Origin of the sequence: Treponema sp. OMZ 790 (assembly GCF_024181285.1) — a bacterium.
Classification (GTDB): Bacteria; Spirochaetota; Spirochaetia; order Treponematales; family Treponemataceae; genus Treponema_B.
This window is the reverse complement of sequence record NZ_CP051201.1, coordinates 2,781,994-2,797,879: the sequence shown is the minus strand read 5'-3', so window position 1 is coordinate 2,797,879 and position 15,886 is coordinate 2,781,994. Positions and strand designations below refer to the sequence as shown.

14 protein-coding genes are annotated in these 15,886 nt (G+C 42.2%); 10 read left to right on the top strand and 4 right to left on the bottom strand.

Annotated features, from left to right (window positions below; all coding sequences use genetic code 11):
• Window position 1: 1 nt before the first annotated feature.
• From E4O01_RS13260 to E4O01_RS13225, 9 genes are all read left to right on the top strand, one after another.
• Window positions 2-1,261, top strand: coding sequence for a leucine-rich repeat domain-containing protein (locus tag E4O01_RS13260; protein ID WP_253692685.1), 1,260 nt, complete (start codon window positions 2-4; stop codon window positions 1,259-1,261).
• Between the two features lie 39 nt (window positions 1,262-1,300).
• A complete protein-coding gene (locus tag E4O01_RS13255; protein ID WP_253692683.1) occupies window positions 1,301-2,329 on the top strand; it encodes a methyltransferase in 1,029 nt (342 codons plus the stop codon).
• Window positions 2,330-2,591: 262 nt separating this feature from the next.
• Window positions 2,592-3,446: an Rpn family recombination-promoting nuclease/putative transposase gene (locus E4O01_RS13250; protein WP_253692681.1), complete on the top strand. Its 855-nt coding sequence runs from the start codon at window positions 2,592-2,594 to the stop codon at window positions 3,444-3,446.
• A gap of 247 nt (window positions 3,447-3,693) precedes the next feature.
• Window positions 3,694-4,275, top strand: a complete 582-nt coding sequence (locus E4O01_RS13245; protein WP_253692680.1) for an MptD family putative ECF transporter S component — start codon at window positions 3,694-3,696, stop codon at window positions 4,273-4,275.
• 154 nt (window positions 4,276-4,429) lie between these two features.
• Window positions 4,430-5,434 (top strand): leucine-rich repeat domain-containing protein, encoded by a 1,005-nt coding sequence (locus E4O01_RS13240; RefSeq protein WP_253692678.1) that lies wholly within the window; start codon window positions 4,430-4,432, stop codon window positions 5,432-5,434.
• 501 nt (window positions 5,435-5,935) lie between these two features.
• Window positions 5,936-6,814 (top strand): ABC transporter transmembrane domain-containing protein, encoded by an 879-nt coding sequence (locus E4O01_RS14945; protein ID WP_371922611.1) that lies wholly within the window; start codon window positions 5,936-5,938, stop codon window positions 6,812-6,814.
• Window positions 6,762-7,898 carry an ABC transporter ATP-binding protein gene (locus E4O01_RS14940; RefSeq protein WP_371922610.1) on the top strand — a complete coding sequence of 379 codons (1,137 nt, stop codon included), beginning with the start codon at window positions 6,762-6,764 and terminating at the stop codon, window positions 7,896-7,898. Before E4O01_RS14945 ends, E4O01_RS14940 begins: the two co-directional genes overlap by 53 nt.
• A 25-nt stretch (window positions 7,899-7,923) precedes the next feature.
• Window positions 7,924-8,946: a class I SAM-dependent methyltransferase gene (locus tag E4O01_RS13230; RefSeq protein WP_253692675.1), complete on the top strand. Its 1,023-nt coding sequence runs from the start codon at window positions 7,924-7,926 to the stop codon at window positions 8,944-8,946.
• A gap of 195 nt (window positions 8,947-9,141) precedes the next feature.
• Complete coding sequence (locus E4O01_RS13225) at window positions 9,142-10,881, top strand: ABC transporter ATP-binding protein (protein WP_253692668.1); 1,740 nt, start codon at window positions 9,142-9,144, stop codon at window positions 10,879-10,881.
• Between the two features lie 280 nt (window positions 10,882-11,161).
• Here E4O01_RS13225 and E4O01_RS13220 read toward each other — a convergent pair whose 3' ends face one another.
• From E4O01_RS13220 to E4O01_RS13205, 4 genes are all read right to left on the bottom strand, one after another.
• A complete protein-coding gene (locus tag E4O01_RS13220; RefSeq protein WP_253692666.1) occupies window positions 11,162-11,983 on the bottom strand; it encodes a hypothetical protein in 822 nt (273 codons plus the stop codon).
• A gap of 2 nt (window positions 11,984-11,985) precedes the next feature.
• Window positions 11,986-12,687, bottom strand: coding sequence for an ABC transporter ATP-binding protein (locus E4O01_RS13215; protein ID WP_253692664.1), 702 nt, complete (start codon window positions 12,685-12,687; stop codon window positions 11,986-11,988).
• Window positions 12,688-12,707: 20 nt separating this feature from the next.
• On the bottom strand, window positions 12,708-13,064 hold the full coding sequence (locus E4O01_RS13210) for a GntR family transcriptional regulator (RefSeq protein ID WP_253692657.1): 357 nt from the start codon (window positions 13,062-13,064) through the stop codon (window positions 12,708-12,710).
• Window positions 13,065-13,139: 75 nt separating this feature from the next.
• Window positions 13,140-14,663 (bottom strand): methyl-accepting chemotaxis protein, encoded by a 1,524-nt coding sequence (locus E4O01_RS13205; RefSeq protein ID WP_253692654.1) that lies wholly within the window; start codon window positions 14,661-14,663, stop codon window positions 13,140-13,142.
• Window positions 14,664-14,708: 45 nt separating this feature from the next.
• Between E4O01_RS13205 and E4O01_RS13200 the strand changes: the two genes are divergently transcribed.
• On the top strand, window positions 14,709-15,863 hold the full coding sequence (locus tag E4O01_RS13200) for a metallophosphoesterase family protein (RefSeq protein WP_253692653.1): 1,155 nt from the start codon (window positions 14,709-14,711) through the stop codon (window positions 15,861-15,863).
• Window positions 15,864-15,886: the final 23 nt, after the last annotated feature.

Here is a 15,886-nt window from a genome sequence, read left to right as displayed (position 1 = left end):
TATGAAAAAACTTTTTACGGTACTGCTTACCGCAGGATTGCTGGTAGGCACGGTGAATGCGGCGGAGACTGACAAGACAGGCTCGGCAATACTCGGTATAAGCTACGATTACGATACAAACGAGATAGCCGTGAAAGCGGTAACGGCCGACGGTTCCGCAATACAGGTTGAAGGCTGCACGGTTACGGAATTACCGAGCGGTGAAAAGACAACACTCACGCCAACGGAAACAAGAGTTGTCTTAAAAGGAGCAATTACCGAACTGTATTGTTCCGAAAATCAGCTTACCTCGCTTGATGTACGGAACTTGCCTGACTTAAACCGGCTGGAGTGTGCCGCCAATCAACTTACCTCACTGGATGTGCGGGGGTTAACCGCTTTAAAGAAACTTGACTGTTCCGATAATGGGCTTACCTCACTTGATATACAGGGTTTGACCGCTTTGGAAAAACTTGAGTGTTCCGAAAATCGGCTGACTTCACTCGATGTGCGGAATTTAACCATGTTGTGGGCACTTTTTTGCGATAGGAATCGGCTTACCTCACTCAATGTGCAAGGTTTGACCGCTTTACAGAAGCTGGATTGTTCCCAAAATCGGCTTACTTCGCTTAACGTGCAGAGTTTGAGTGCTTTAGATGAATTGGACTGTCATGACAATCAGCTTACTTCGCTTGACATGCACGGTTTGACTGCTTTGCAGTATTTGTCCTGCCCTTTCAATCAGCTGACCTCTCTTAATGTACATGGCTTAACGGCTTTGGAGAGGCTGGATTGTTCCGAAAATCAGCTTACCTCACTCAATGTGCAAGGTTTGACCGCTTTGCAGTATTTGTCTTGCGATTATAATCAACTTAAAACACTTAACCTAAAAGGCTTGACCGCTTTACGCGAACTATGGTGTTCCGGCAATCAACTTGCCGCCCTCGATATGAGCGGCATAAGCACTTTACAAGCGCTGGACTGTTCCGGCAATCGGCTTACTTCGCTTGATGTCCATAGCTTTACCGCTTTACTGTTTTTGAATTGTGCCGAAAATCAACTAAGCGAAAAAGCCTTTATACGGATATTGAACGCCTTACCCGACAGAAAACAAAAAGAAGCGGGCAAAGCCCGTATATATCGTGAAAGAAACGATGTTCCGGAAAAAAATGTAACGGACTTTACTTCTTCCGCCGAATTGAAAACCGCTTTTGAAGCCGCAAAGGCAAAAAATTGGGAATTTTATAAGCGGGATACAAACGGAAATGATGAAAAGATTTAGAGGGTGTTTTTAACAGGGGATTGGGAATGAGAGGTGAGTATGAAAACCGAAAATGATTTTTTAAAAGAAGTACTGGAAATGCCGTATTATTCGCCGGTGCCTAAGATTATTATGAATGCGCTGCGGCTCGGCATTTTTGATGAGTTGAAAACGCCGCAGGATAGCGGGCGGCTGGCGGAGAAAAAAGGCTGGAGCCGGGAAAATACCGAAGTTTTTTTACAGACGCTCTTTTCTTTGGGGTACCTGACAAAAGACGGGAACCGGTACCGCAATTTTGAATATACGGATAAGTATCTTGTAAAAGAAAGCGGTGATTATGCGGGAGCCGTACTTGAGTATTTCGGTACGGATATGGGCGGCTCCTTTCCGGAAGATATAACACCGCTTTTGCAAAAGGGGCCGCAGGCACAAGATGAAGCAGGTGCGCAGGACAGCGGATTCGATTTTGCCGCAATGGGAAACCTTATGCGCGCCGTTCAGTCCGGCTATAGTGCAAAATATGTAAAAGCTGTCTTAGGCGAAATTGAAGATGTGCGGAACGCAAAAAAAGTGCTTGATTTAGGCTGCGGTGCGGGGCTCTATATGCTGAATCTTGCAAAGGAAAATCCCGATATGAACCTTGTGCTTTACGATATGCCTGATATGCGTCCGATTATAGAAAAGTCAATAGAGCTTACCGGTATGCAAAAGCAATCTTCGATTATGTGCGGGGATTTTATAAAAGAAGAAATCGGGACGGGTTACGATGTCATTTTCTCGTCAAACTCCATATATGCGGCTAAGGCGTGTATCGATGAGTTTATGAAAAAAATATACGCGGCATTAAATCCCGGAGGAATTTTTATTTGCATATCGGACGGTATCGAAAAAGACTACAGCGCACCGTGGACTATGGTACTTTCGTGGATGCCGCAGCGCATGAAGGGTATTGATATGGAGATGATAAAAGACGCAGTACGCGAAGCGGGTATCAAAGCGGGCTTTACCGCCGTTTGTAAAAAACCGCTTATAACCTCGGGCGGACACCTTGATCTTGATATGGACGTATTGAGAAAAGAAAAGGGGTAAGTAATGAGGAATGAGGGCATGCAGCTTTTTGCCGCTGCTCAAAAATTTAAGGCAGCAATGCCCGCCGCGGACGGCGGCGGTTGTGATATATGCGAGTTTATCTTATAAACCCGCAGGCAAACAATGTACACGGACGGACATTGTTTGCCGTGCCGCTGCAATCCTTCACGCAGAGCATGTTTAACCGGGGATTGAACTAAACGCTTAATTGAAAATTCCGTCTTTTCATGGTATAATTGCTTTACGGGGAGGTGATGGAAAGATGAGTAAACACAAACGCAGCTACAAAGACTCTGTTTTTGTTGATTTGTTCGCAGAAGATGAAAAAGCAAAAGAAAACTTTTTATCGCTTTATAACGCCTTGCACGGAACTTCACTTACGGATACGGAAGAGCTGAAAAATATCCGTTTGGATCAAGTTCTCTATATGACATTCTATAATGATGTGTCGTATCTCGTAGACAATAAAATTATAGTACTTGCCGAACATCAATCAACAATAAACCCCAATATGCCTTTGCGCTGCCTTGAATATGTAAGCCGCCTGTACGAAGCTATCTTTGAATCAAAAGAAAAATACAGCCGTAAACTCCTAAAAATTCCGACACCGGAGTTTTATGTCTTTTATAATGGAGAGGAACGCTATCCTTCCGATAAAACTCTAAAACTCTCTGATGCCTTTATAGAAAAAATATCAAAACCCAATCTTGAATTGACCGTTACAGTAATAAACATAAATAAACAAAACCGCCATCCGGTACTGGAAAACTGCAAAACGATGTATGAGTACACGTTATTCGTAGAAACGGTACGAAGATGGAAAAAACAGGATTCTCAAAACGGCTTTCAAAAAGCCGTTGAAGAATGTATAGCAAATAATATTTTGAAAGATTATCTAAAACGCAAAACTAAGGAGGTAATCAATATGTTACTGGCCGAATATGATTATGAAACCGACATAGCGGTACAGCGTGCTGAAGAACGTGAAATAGCCTTTGCGGACGGCTCTTACCAAACCAAAATTGAAACGGCAAAGCTGATGAGGTATGAAAATCTCGGCATTGAACTAATTTCAAAGGTTACGGGACTTCCTAAAGAAGAAATCGAGGCTTTATAAGAATCAATATGGTAATGGCGGCTATGATTATGACAAAGCATTCGGAACCTACCACTCGTGCGCTTAGGCGCTAGACTTTTTTATGCAGCTGTACGAAAGAGATAAACCGCTCGGCATAGTAAACAGAGAAACCTTTGAGTTCAGCCTATCCGATTACCGTTTTCCCTATGTCCAAAAACCGCAGACTTTGCAAAGGGTGTAGAGACTGTTTTTAATTGGGAATTATGAATTAATTTAAGGAGCTTGTATGAACAACAGATTGGTTTTAAAAGATTTGATAAATATCGGTATTTTTGCCGTTATTTATTTTTCAGGGCTTTTTATAATAGGAACGCCTCTGGTTTTTTTAGTCATTACCTATTTGGCATATCCCTTTTTGGTCAGCCTGTTTTTAGGAATTGCGGTGATGTTTTTACTCGCAAAGGTGCAAAAACCGTTCGGAGTTTTTATCTTTGCAGTAATTCCCGGTTGCCTTATGACTCTTATGGGACATGCATCCATAGTTGCAATCCATAACCTTATCATTGCAGCGTCTGCGGAAATTGTGCGCAAAGTATTCGGCTATAACACGGTAAAGGGGAGCATTGCAAGCTATTCGGTTATGTCGCTGTGGCTCTGTGGCGGATTTTGGCAAATCTTCCTTTTTAAAGAGCAATATTTTACGGTTACCGAAAAAATGCTGGGTGCCGATTATGTAAGAGAAATTACAAGCCTTCCGATATGGATTATGCCCATACTGTATGCTACCGCATTTTTAGGCGGATTACTCGGCGGACTTTTAGGCAAAAAAATATTAAAAAAACATTTTGAAAGAACGGGATTGTTGTAAAAGAATTGACGTCCGTATAATTCTTTTACAACGAGTTTTGCGTTCCGTAAAACATCGTTACTGCTTAAAAAGCCGCTGTACTTGACGGGATTTGTTTAGGTAATCGGGGATTAGTCAATTCCTGATTAAGAACTATTTTTAAGGAGTGAATAAAATGAAAAAATTATTGATGACGGTGCTGCTTACCGCAGGATTGCTGATAGGCACGGTGAATGCGGAGGAGGCTTACAAGACAGGCGCGGCAATACTCGGTATAAGCCCCGATACAAACGAGATAGTCGTGAAGGCGCTAACTGCCGACGGTTCCGAGATACAGGTTGAAGGCTGCACGGTTGAGGAATTACCGAGCGGTGAATCGGTACGGCTTACGGCAACGGGAAATTGGATTGTCTTAAAAGGGGCAATTACCGAGCTTTATTGCTCCGGCAATCGGCTTACCTCACTTGATGTGCGGGGATTGCAGGATTTGACGGTGCTGGAGTGTGCCGGCAATGATCTTACCTCACTCGATGTACGGGGCTTAACGGCTTTGGCTGTGCTTGACTGTTCCGAAAATCAGCTTGCCTCACTCAATGTGCAAGGTTTGACCGTTTTACGGAAGCTGAACTGTTCCAGAACTTTGCTTACCGCTCTCAATCTACGAGGCTTGACGGCTTTACGGAAGCTGGACTGTTTCAATACTCTGCTGACCTCTCTTAATGTACAAGACTTGACGGCTTTAGAGGAATTAAACTGTTCCGGTAATAAGTTGAACTCACTCAATATGCAAGGCTTGACCGCTTTGAAGGTGCTGTATTGTTCCGATAACGGGCTTACCGCGCTTAATGTACAAGGCTTGACGGCTTTAGAGAAACTGTACTGTACCGAAAATCAACTGACCTCACTCAATGTACAGGGTTTGAGCGATTTAGTGTTTTTGAATTGTGCCGAAAATCAACTAAACGAAGAAGCTTTTATCAGGATATTCAACAATCTACCCGATCGCGGCGGCAATGAAGCGGGCAGAGCTTTTATATATCGTGAAAAGAATAATCCGCAGGAAAAAAACATCACGGACCTTACTTCTTCCGCAAAACTGATAACCGCCTTTGAAGCCGCAAAAGCAAAAAACTGGATATTTTATAAGCGGGATACAAACGGAAACGATAAAAAGATTTAACGGGTGTTTTTAATTGGGGATTGGGAATTTGGAATTGATTAGTTAAGGGGCGGTTATGGCGAAGAATCAACAACCCCGACGCAGAGCATACGACGCAAAGCGTCGGGGTACAATGCTCAATGTTTCGCATTGTATGTTCTCATAAGGTGGTTGCAGTCGGCTTTAATACCCTTTGCTACGACGCAGAGCGTAGCCGATGAACGGCGGGTATTAAACCCTCCGCACGAATAAAACGATGAATGTACAGGGCTTTGAAATTGTGCTTTATGAACATAATAACGCCGATTATATTTCGCTTACCGAAGAGAGCGGCTGATACAGCTGAACAAAGTTGCTATCAGTCAAATGAAATCACTCATGCAAAACAATGCAGGGTTAATAATGAATTAGGGATTAAATGACTAATCCTAAGTTGGATAAAGTATTTTTTAAGATGATGTGTTGAATCTGCGGACACAAATGGTGTCTTCCGCTTCAACTTTGAGTTTGAAAGGAGTATATATGAGCAAAAATGAAAAAAGTTCGCCTAAGAAGGTGAAGCAGGCTGGGGTTGTAAGCCGCATTTTAGCCTATGCGGGAAAGCACAAGCCCTTTATTTATTTGTCGCTTTTTTTGTCGGCTTTAAGCACTCTTGCACTGCTTATTCCGTATGCGGTGGTGTTTTACGTACTGCGCGGCATTATTTCGGCATATACGGCGGGGACTGAGGTTGATGCGGAGCAAATGGTTATCTACGGGCTTATCGCTCTTGGTGCGGCTGCGGCGGGCTTTCTTTTGTATTTCGGCGCACTGATGTGTTCGCATATTACCGCCTTCAATCTGATGGGGAATTTAAATATGCGCTTGACGGATACCTTTGCGCGCCTTCCGGTCGGCTGGCACACAACACATGCAAGCGGTTCGGTACGCAAGGTCTTTGAAAAAAACGTCCATTCGCTTGAAGGGCTTATCGCGCACATGCTTCCCGATGTCGTACAAAATGCGGTAACGCCCATTGCCGTTTTATTTTTGATGTTCTTTTTTGATTGGCGCTTCGGGCTCATTTCGTTTTTGCCGCTCGTTATTGCCTTCATATTGCAAGGGGCAATGATGGCAAAGGGACGAAAAATGGGCTTTATGGAAAACTACGAAAATGCCCTCGAAAAAATGAACAGTGCGGGAACCGAGTATATCCGCGGCATTTCGGTGGTAAAAACCTTTAATCAATCGGTACACCGTTTTAAGGACTTTTATACTTCAATTGTGAATTACCGCGATTATGTTTTAAAATATTCGATGAGCTGGGAAAACGGCTATTCGATTTTTCTTGCACTCTTAAAAGCGGGCTTTGTCTTTTGGTACCGGCTGCCGTTATTTTGCAGGAACGGCAATCCAAGGTGAAGGCTATGCAAAGTTTTTATACGGCTTTATTTTCTATCTTTCACTTTCGCCGGTGATGTTTAATATGATGATAAAAATCATGTACGGCTCCAGTTTGAATATGCAAGGCGGCGATGCCTTAAACCGTATCGAGGCTATTTTAAACGAAAAAGCCGCTCCGGAGCCTGAAAAGTCCGTTATGCCGCAAAGGTTCGATATTGCTTTTAAAGATGTTGTGTTCTCTTATAAAGAAAGTGCCGAAAGCACGGCGCAAGGCACAAAGGGTGAGAATACGGAAGAAAAAACCGCAAATACGGCGGCGGACTCAAAGGGAAGCGGCGGAAAGGCGGAACAGGAGCGGGCAGACGGTCAATCGGAAAAAGCCTGCATCTCATTCAAAAAAGCGATTGACGGTATATCGCTTAACCTTCCCGAACATACGCTTACCGCCCTTGTAGGGCCTTCGGGCGGAGGAAAGACAACGTTAGTCAATTTGCTCGGACGCTTTTGGGAGCTCGATTCGGGGGAAATTACCATCGGCGGCGTGAGCATTAAGAATATCAAAACTGATGACCTTATGCACCTTATCAGCTTTGTGTTTCAGGAAAACAAGCTTTTTAACGAAAGCATTTTTGAAAATATCCGCTACGGCAAAAAAGACGCAACACGCGAAGAAGTGCTTGCCGTGCTTGAAAAAGCCGAGTGTATGGACATTATCGAAAAACTTCCGGACGGCATAGACACTGTATACGGCACCAAGGGGACGTATGTTTCAGGCGGAGAAGCCCAGCGGCTTGCCGTTGCCCGCGCCCTTTTACAGGACGCTCCCATTGTCGTGCTGGACGAAGCTACCAGTTTTGCCGATGCGGAAAACGAGCATAAAATCAAAAAGACGTTCAGTCAGCTGCTTAAAAACAAAACCGTCATTATGATTGCCCACCGCCTTTCTTCTATTGTGAATGCGGACAAAATCTGCGTTATCAATAACGGTAAAATCGAAGAAAGCGGAACCCACGCGGAGCTTTCGGCAAAGGGCGGCACGTACACCAAAATGTGGAATAACTTCCAATCGGGTATCAGCTGGAAACTGGCGGCGAATGCTTAACTTGTGAATCGGGAATGAGATAGCTATGAAAACCGAAGACGATTTTTTAAGAGAAGTACTGGAAATGCCGTACTATTCGCCGGTGCCGAAGATTATTATGAATGCGTTGCGGCTCGGCGTTTTTGATGAGTTAAAGACGCTGCAGGACAGCGGGCAGCTAGCGGAGAAAAAAGGCTGGAGTCGGGAAAATACAGAAATTTTTTTGCAAACACTTCTTTCTTTAGGCTACCTAACAAAAGACGGGAATCGGTACCGCAATTGTGCATATACGGATAAATACCTTTTAAAAGAAAGCGATTATTATGCAGGCCCCGTACTTGAGTATTTTGGTACGGATATGGGCGGCTCCTTTCCGGAAGATATAACACCGCTTTTACAAAAGGAACCGCAGGCACAAGATACTTCCGCCAAGCAGGACGGCGGATTTGATTTTGCTGCAATGGGGAACCTTATGCGCGCCGTGCAATCCGGCTACAATGCAACGCATGTCAAAGCCGCCTTAAGCGAAATTGAAGGTGTACAAAAAGCAAAAAAGGTAATCGACTTAGGCTGCGGTGCGGGGCTCTATATGCTGAATCTTGCAAAGGAAAATCCCGATATGAGTCTCGTTCTGTACGATATGCCTACTATGCGTCCGGTTATAGAAAAATCAATAGAGCTTACCGGCATGCAAAAGCAGACTTCGATTATGTGCGGCGATTTTACAAAAGAAGAAATCGGCACGGACTACGATTTGATTTTTTCTTCAAACTCCGTGTATGCGGCTAAAACCTGCATTGACGAGTTTATGAAAAAAATATACACGGCATTAAATCCCGGCGGCATGTTTATTTGCATATCGGACGGTATCGAAAAAGACTACAGTGCACCGTGGACTATGGTAGTTTCGTGGATGCCGCAGCGGTTAAGGGGTGCCGATATGGAAATGATAAAAGATGCTGTACGGGAAGCAGGCATCAAAGCGGGCTTTACCGCCGTCTGCAAAAAATCACTCATAAGCTCAGGCGGACATCTTGATCTTGATATGGACGTTTTGAGGAAAGAATGAGGAATTAAGAATTAAATTTTAAGGAGATGTGTTGAAGCTACAGACACAAATAGCGTCTTCCGCTTCAACTTCGAGTTTTACGGCAGGCGCAAAACTCAAATTATAGTATGCCGTTTCTCATTAGCATTGCGAAACGGCGGTGTTTGACGCCCTCAAAAATTGATATTTTTTCGGTTGTCAAACAAAGGAGAAGTTATGTTAAAGGATTATTTTGCTTTGTCGGACAAGGGAGCACGGGATTTAAATAAGGCATCCGCTCTTGCGACCTTTGGAAATTTGTTTTTGATTGTACCGCTCGGTCTTTCATTTTATGCTTTGCAGGAACTTTTAAAACCGCTTCAAGGAGAAACTACTGCGCCCCTTAATCCGTGGCTGTTTGCAGGCTTGTCTTTACTCATTATTCTTGTGCTGTTCTTAATTGAAAAACTCAAGTACCGCAAAACATTTAATACCTGTTATGAAGAGTCGGCAAATGTGCGTATCTCTCTTGCTGAAAACATTCGAAAACTGCCGCTTTCATATTTCGGTAAAAAGGACTTATCCGATTTAACGGCAACGCTTTTAAACGACGTCACGACGATAGAACACGCTATCGGGCATACGGGTGCCGACTTATTCGGAGCTATTGCTTCAATTATTATATCGGCCGTGATGCTCGCCTTTTTCGATTGGCGCATGACCCTTACGCTCTTTACCTGTTCTGCAATCGGGTTTTTTCTTGTCTATATGTCGCGTAAACAATCGCGCCGCTTCGGCGTTCAGATGAACAGTATCCTTTTCGGTATTTACAATTCCATTCAGCAAATGCTCGACAATATTAAGGTACTCAAGTCTTCCGACAAAAAAGATGATTATGTGCAGGCGGTAAAAGACCGTATCGCATTCAGCACCAAAGAAGCGGTAAAAGCAGAATTGTTTACCGGAGTGGTGATGATAGGTTCTATCATCGTGGTGCGCTTCGGTTTCCCGCTTGTCATTGCGGTCGGTGCAGTTTTATATGCACAAGGAAGTCTTCCGCTTTTTACCTACCTTGTTTTCTTGCTGATTGCAGGAAGAATCTTTGAGCCGCTTACGGCAGTCTTTATGATGCTCGGCGAATTCTTTTTTTCGCGTACGGCGGTAGAGCGTCAGTTGGAAATTGTCAACTATCCTAAGCAGGCGGGAAGCGAAACATTCAATCCTAACGGCTACGATATTCAATATGATAATGTTTCGTTTTCGTATAATGATGATGCCGAGCGCGACACGGTAAGCAATATCAGCTTTACCGCCAAGCAGGGAGAAATCACCGCCCTCGTCGGACATTCAGGCTGCGGCAAGTCCACGATTGCCCGCCTTGCGGCGCGCTTTTGGGATCTTGCTTCAGGAACAGTTCGTGTCGGCGGTGTAGATGTTTCTACCATAGACCCTGAAACGCTTTTATCCGCTTTTTCGATTGTGTTTCAAGATGTCGTCCTCTTTAACGATACTGTGTACAACAATATCCTTGTCGGAAATAAGGATGCAACAAGAGAGCAGGTACTTGCCGCTGCAAAGGCTGCGCGCTGTCATGATTTTATCGAAAAGCTGCCGCAAGGCTATGACACGGTTATCGGCGAAAACGGTTACACTCTTTCAGGCGGAGAGAGGCAGAGGCTTTCGATTGCGCGCGCGCTTTTAAAGGATGCGCCCATCATTCTCCTTGATGAAGCAACCGCAGCCCTCGACCCCGAAAACGAAACCCTCATTCAAGAGGCTTTGACAAAGCTTGTCGAAAACAAAACCGTTATCGTAATCGCTCACCGTTTGCGCACCATAGAAAATGCCGATAAGATAGTCGTTTTAAAAGAAGGCAAAATAGAAGAAATTGGTACACACGAGGAATTGATGAAAGGAAACTCATCGTATCCGAGGATGTATAGACTACAGAAAGAAAGTGAAGCCTGGTCGGCATAGGCTTTTAAATATGCGGGCAGTAATGTACCGCCATGGACGGCGGTGGTTTTAAGCCCCCGAGAGTTTTGCGGGAGCAAAACTCTAAGATGAAAAATGTACAAGGAAGTACATTTTTCATCAGGCATCTACTGCGTTGCTTAGCAAAAAACAGTCCTCGACGTATTATAATACGCCTGCGGGTGTTTTTTGCACGCGCCTTGTATCTGCTCCCGCTATTTATACCGATACAACAGTAGGCGGGTAATTCATAGTACTCATCCCGCCTACTTAGCTGTTAATTTTACAGTTCTACTTTTTTATTGAACAACCAACTTGTAGCCGCAAAAAAGCCGGCGGAAATAAGTATGGTCATAATTATTGTAACCAAATGGACGGGTATGGGCTGAATATGTCCAAAAGGCTGATATTGAGATGATACAAGTCTTAGATCTATGTACTGCACAAGATCCCACTCTTTGCTTAAATAAGTGCCGAAAGCCATAACTCTTTCAAAAATTAACACAAAAAGAATAACTGCAATAATTTGGGCCATCATCTTTTTTCTTATAAATGAACGGGTCAAAGCCTTAACAAACATAAAAACCGTTCCTACAAGTAAAAATGATGAAACCAATAATAAAACACCGTAAAGAAATGGAAGAAAATTCTGTGCAAATATCTGATAGAATATATCTCCCAAAACCGATAGGATACTTCTGCCGGCCGATCCGTAAACCACTGTTTGCTGGGCTCCTATTACTATAAAAAATACGGCAGCAATGAGGGTATATATTAAATATTCTACAAAACCTGCAAGAATTCGGCCTCCCAGTATAGATTCACTTCTTATAGGAATGGTCAGCATAAGATAGTTTGTATCTTTGTACAAAAGTTCATCTATGTGCCCGTTACTGCATGTAAAAAACATTACGAGGGGTATAAAGATAAGGGCAAAAAAGGTTAGCCCAAGCCAAAGGCCTCCTGTTGTGCTCATAGATCCGAAAGGAGTTTTAAAAATTCCTAAAAGAACTATTGAACCGATTGACAAAATAATCATGGTTACACTTAAAATCAAAATAGTATTCAGCCTTCGCCTTATTTCATATTTAAAAATTCTTCCCATTTTTATGCTCCAAAAACATCAAGATAAATTTGATAGATAGACTTTCCGCGGGTGCTGCGTAAATCTTCTGCATCACCTTCCAAAACGATTTCACCTTCTTTTAAAAAGGAAACATCGTTAAATACATGCTCTATATCCGAAACCAGATGGGTTGTAATTAAGATAGCGCTTTCTTCAGTCCATGTTTTGATTATGGTTTTAATAATCTGCTCTCTGGCTACAGGATCAGTGCCTCCCAGCGGTTCATCCAAAATATACAGTTTTGAAGCTCTCGAAAAGGTAAGGCTTAGATTAAGTTTTTCGATCATACCTTTGGACATTGTTTTTACTGTCTGCTTGGGCTCCAACTTCATAAATTTCAGCATATCCAAGGCCTTGTTTTTATCAAAGTCTTCAAAAAAGTCGGCATAAAAATTGACGGCATCTTCAGAGGTCATCCAAGGATATACGACATTTTTATCCGGCAAAAAGGCTACAATCTTTTTTGTATCTATGCCGAATTCTTTCCCGCATACCTTAAAATTGCCTGCTGTAGGTTTTATGAGACCTGCAATTATCTTCAAAAAGGTTGTTTTGCCTGAGCCGTTCGGTCCTAAAAGACCGTATATTCTTCCGTTTTCAACCTTTAAACTTACATCATAAAGAGCCGTCTTTTTTCCCAAATATGTTTTTTTTAAATGCTCCGTTTCAAGTACTGTACTCATTTGTTCCTCCTAAAGGTTTATTATAACTTTGCTTTTATCGATTCGATTATTCGTTCATCGGAAAATTTCAAATTCCGTAAACCTTCAATTGCAGGCAATATAATCTGATCAGCCATTTCTCCCGTTAACCGCATCACTAGATCATCCTCATTTACAACAAAGCTGCCCAAACCTCGTTTAGATTCGGTTATACCTTCATTTTCAAGTTGTTTGTAAACCCTGAACATAGTATTAGGGTTTACATCCATTTCCACGGCCATATCGCTCATTGAAGGAATTTTATCTCCCAGTTTCAGCTCCCCATACACAATCTTACATTTGATCTTTTCTACTATTTGTAAGTATATCGGACGATTTTGGTCATATACAACTTTCACAAAAAAAGCCTCCAAAACACAATGAATTTGAGTAACTAAAAATTACTCTACTATCTGTCTATAATACTATTATTGTTAAATTGTGTCAAGTCCTTTTAAAACATTGTCTGTTTTTTGGAATGTTTGAATCATTCTATCCGAAAAATTCATAACTGTTGTATAAACCTGATTTGTTTTTATGTTTATATCGTTGAAGGCTTTATCCAAATCTTCACTGCTTTTTGCCATAAACGAAATATTTTTTACCACCTCAATTACTGTTTTTCCGATACCGGCAGAGCTTTCTACCGAAGCAGTTGCCAAGCGGCCCAATTCTTCGGCTACAACCGCAAAACCCTTTCCTGCATCTCCGGCATGGGCTGCTTCGATGGCGGCGTTCATACTGAGCATCTTTGTTTGCTCGGCAATACCTGCAATAACCTCCGCCATTTCCTGTATATCCGAAATACTTTGATTTATATGAACAATTTTTTCATAAGTAGATTTAAAAAGTTTATGCCCGCCCTGGAAGGTCTCAACAAGTTCTTGCGCTGCCTGAGCATCTTCTTGAGCTTCTGCAGCATCCATCTGTATATCCGACAAAAAGGATTTTACCGTTTCGCATTTTTCGGCCTTTTTTTCATCGCCTTGCTTAAAGGATTCTTGCAGTTCTCTATAGGAGGAACCAAGCTCACTATGTTTTTCTTGCAGTTCATTATAAGCCTCATTTAGTTCGTCGGACATGGCTTTTAGCTCTGCATAGTCGTTTTGGAGTTTGATATAAGCCGGCGATTCTTCTACAGAAACAGCAGAAGAGGTTTGTGTATAAGAATATTTTTGGAAAGGAGCCGATTGAATGGAATTTTGCGATATGTTTTTATCGCCTTCTTCTTCGGCACTTTGCTGAACGGTTTTATTGAAAATTTCATCAGAAATCGAATTCCGTTCTTCATTAAATGAAGTCTGCTTATTATCTGTTTTGGGACCTAGATGGAGCCTAAGTTTTGCCTTCTTAGCTCTTTCTCTTTCAATGTAAATTTTATATATAATGGAAGAAACAAGCCATGTTAAAAATACGCCTATTCCCCAAGCTAAAACTATTAAAAAAGCAGCAAGAGTTTTTGCTTTTTTTTCCTGTCGTGTAAAGCCGGTCTTATACTCTTTCTTAAGCCTTTCAAAGCTAGTCTGCACAGCATCAAATTCTTTTAAAACAGGAAAAAAAGTTCTTGCCGATGAATCTCCTGTAAGTTCAAACTCCTGCCTCCAAGCCTCTATGCTTTTAAACAGCTTATTATTTGAATTTTCATAGTCATTGTATGCAAACTTTAAGTTGGAATCGGTTTTATCCGCTGCGGAAAGTTTTTTTAAATTTTCAAACGAATTAACGGTTTCTTTTATCTTCGCCTTAAAATTCTGAACGGAAAATTCCCCGTCCTTACATGCAGTCCTGTACATATCCGACTTTAAACTTGAAAGATAAAATCTGTACTCAAGCAAATAATCTGTCCTGAGTTGAAAATCCGACGAAGGTTTTGCAGCAATAAAAAAAGCTGCCCCTCCTATCCCTATCGCCAAAGCAATACCGCACAAAGCAAAAACAATTTTTATGTAGTTTTTCATTCTAAGGTCCTTTACATAATCCTTAAATACACATACATTAGAAGTATGAAAATTTTGCATACCGCCGATCTGCATTTGGGGAAAAGCCTATACGAGGCTCCTCAAGCCGAAAGACAGAAAAAGATGCTCGATGATATCCATAAAATTCTTTTAGAAGACGATTATGCAGCCTTAATCATTGCAGGCGACGTATACGACCGCTCAATTCCTCCTTCAGAATATGTAGCTCTCTTCGATTCATTTTTATCTGCCGTCCATCGGGATTGCCCTGATACAGCCGTGTTTATAATACCCGGAAACCATGACTCCGCCGAAAGGCTCGCCTTCGGTGCTCAAATTTTAAATTCGAGTAATATTCACATCGCTGCAGGAACCGGCAACTTATGCTCACCTATCATTATAGCACAAAATGGAGAAAAAGTTCAATTTTTTTTGATGCCTTTTTTGCATTTAGGCTCATTTTCCGCGCAAAATGAGGAGTTAAAATTGACTTCTCAGGCAGAAATGGCTCAAGAAGCCTCCCGGCGTTTAAAAGAGGCTGTAGATCCGGCAATTCCTTCGGTTTTGATTGCCCATCTTTTTACCTTAAACGGAGAAAGCTCCTCATCTGAAAGGGCTTTTTTAGGTACTGCGGAATATGTTTCGCCGGCCCTCTTCGATTTTTTTACCTACACAGCCTTGGGACATTTACACAAAATGCAAAAGGTTACCGACAGAATTTACTATTCCGGAGCCCCTCTAACCTATGCCTTCGATGAATGTTCAATCGAAAAAGTTGTTTTATCCGTCGACATAGACTGCAAAACTCAAGGCTTCCCTGTCCGGGTAGAAAAAATTCCGATTACACCCTTACGCAAAATGACCCACTTAGAGGGCAGTTTTTTCGATTTTTTTAATACCGATAAATTCGATGCCTACAAGGACGATTTTTTAGAAATAAAGCTTACAGGCTCCGACGTTATTCAAAGCCCGATGAGCCTCTTGCAGCAAAAATTTCCCTATCTTTTAAATCTGCACCAAGAGGCAGTCGCAGCCGAATTAAAAGAAGATGAGCAAATTCATATCTTAAAAAAGAACATCGAAGACGAGGATGTCATCTTTGAAAACTTCATGCTTTTTGAAAAGGCAATAGATGAGGAACCCTCAGCAAAAAAACAAGAACTTTTTAAAAGCCTTTGCAGGGACCGGTTTACGGAGTAAACTTTTAAGATTTTGACGGAGGA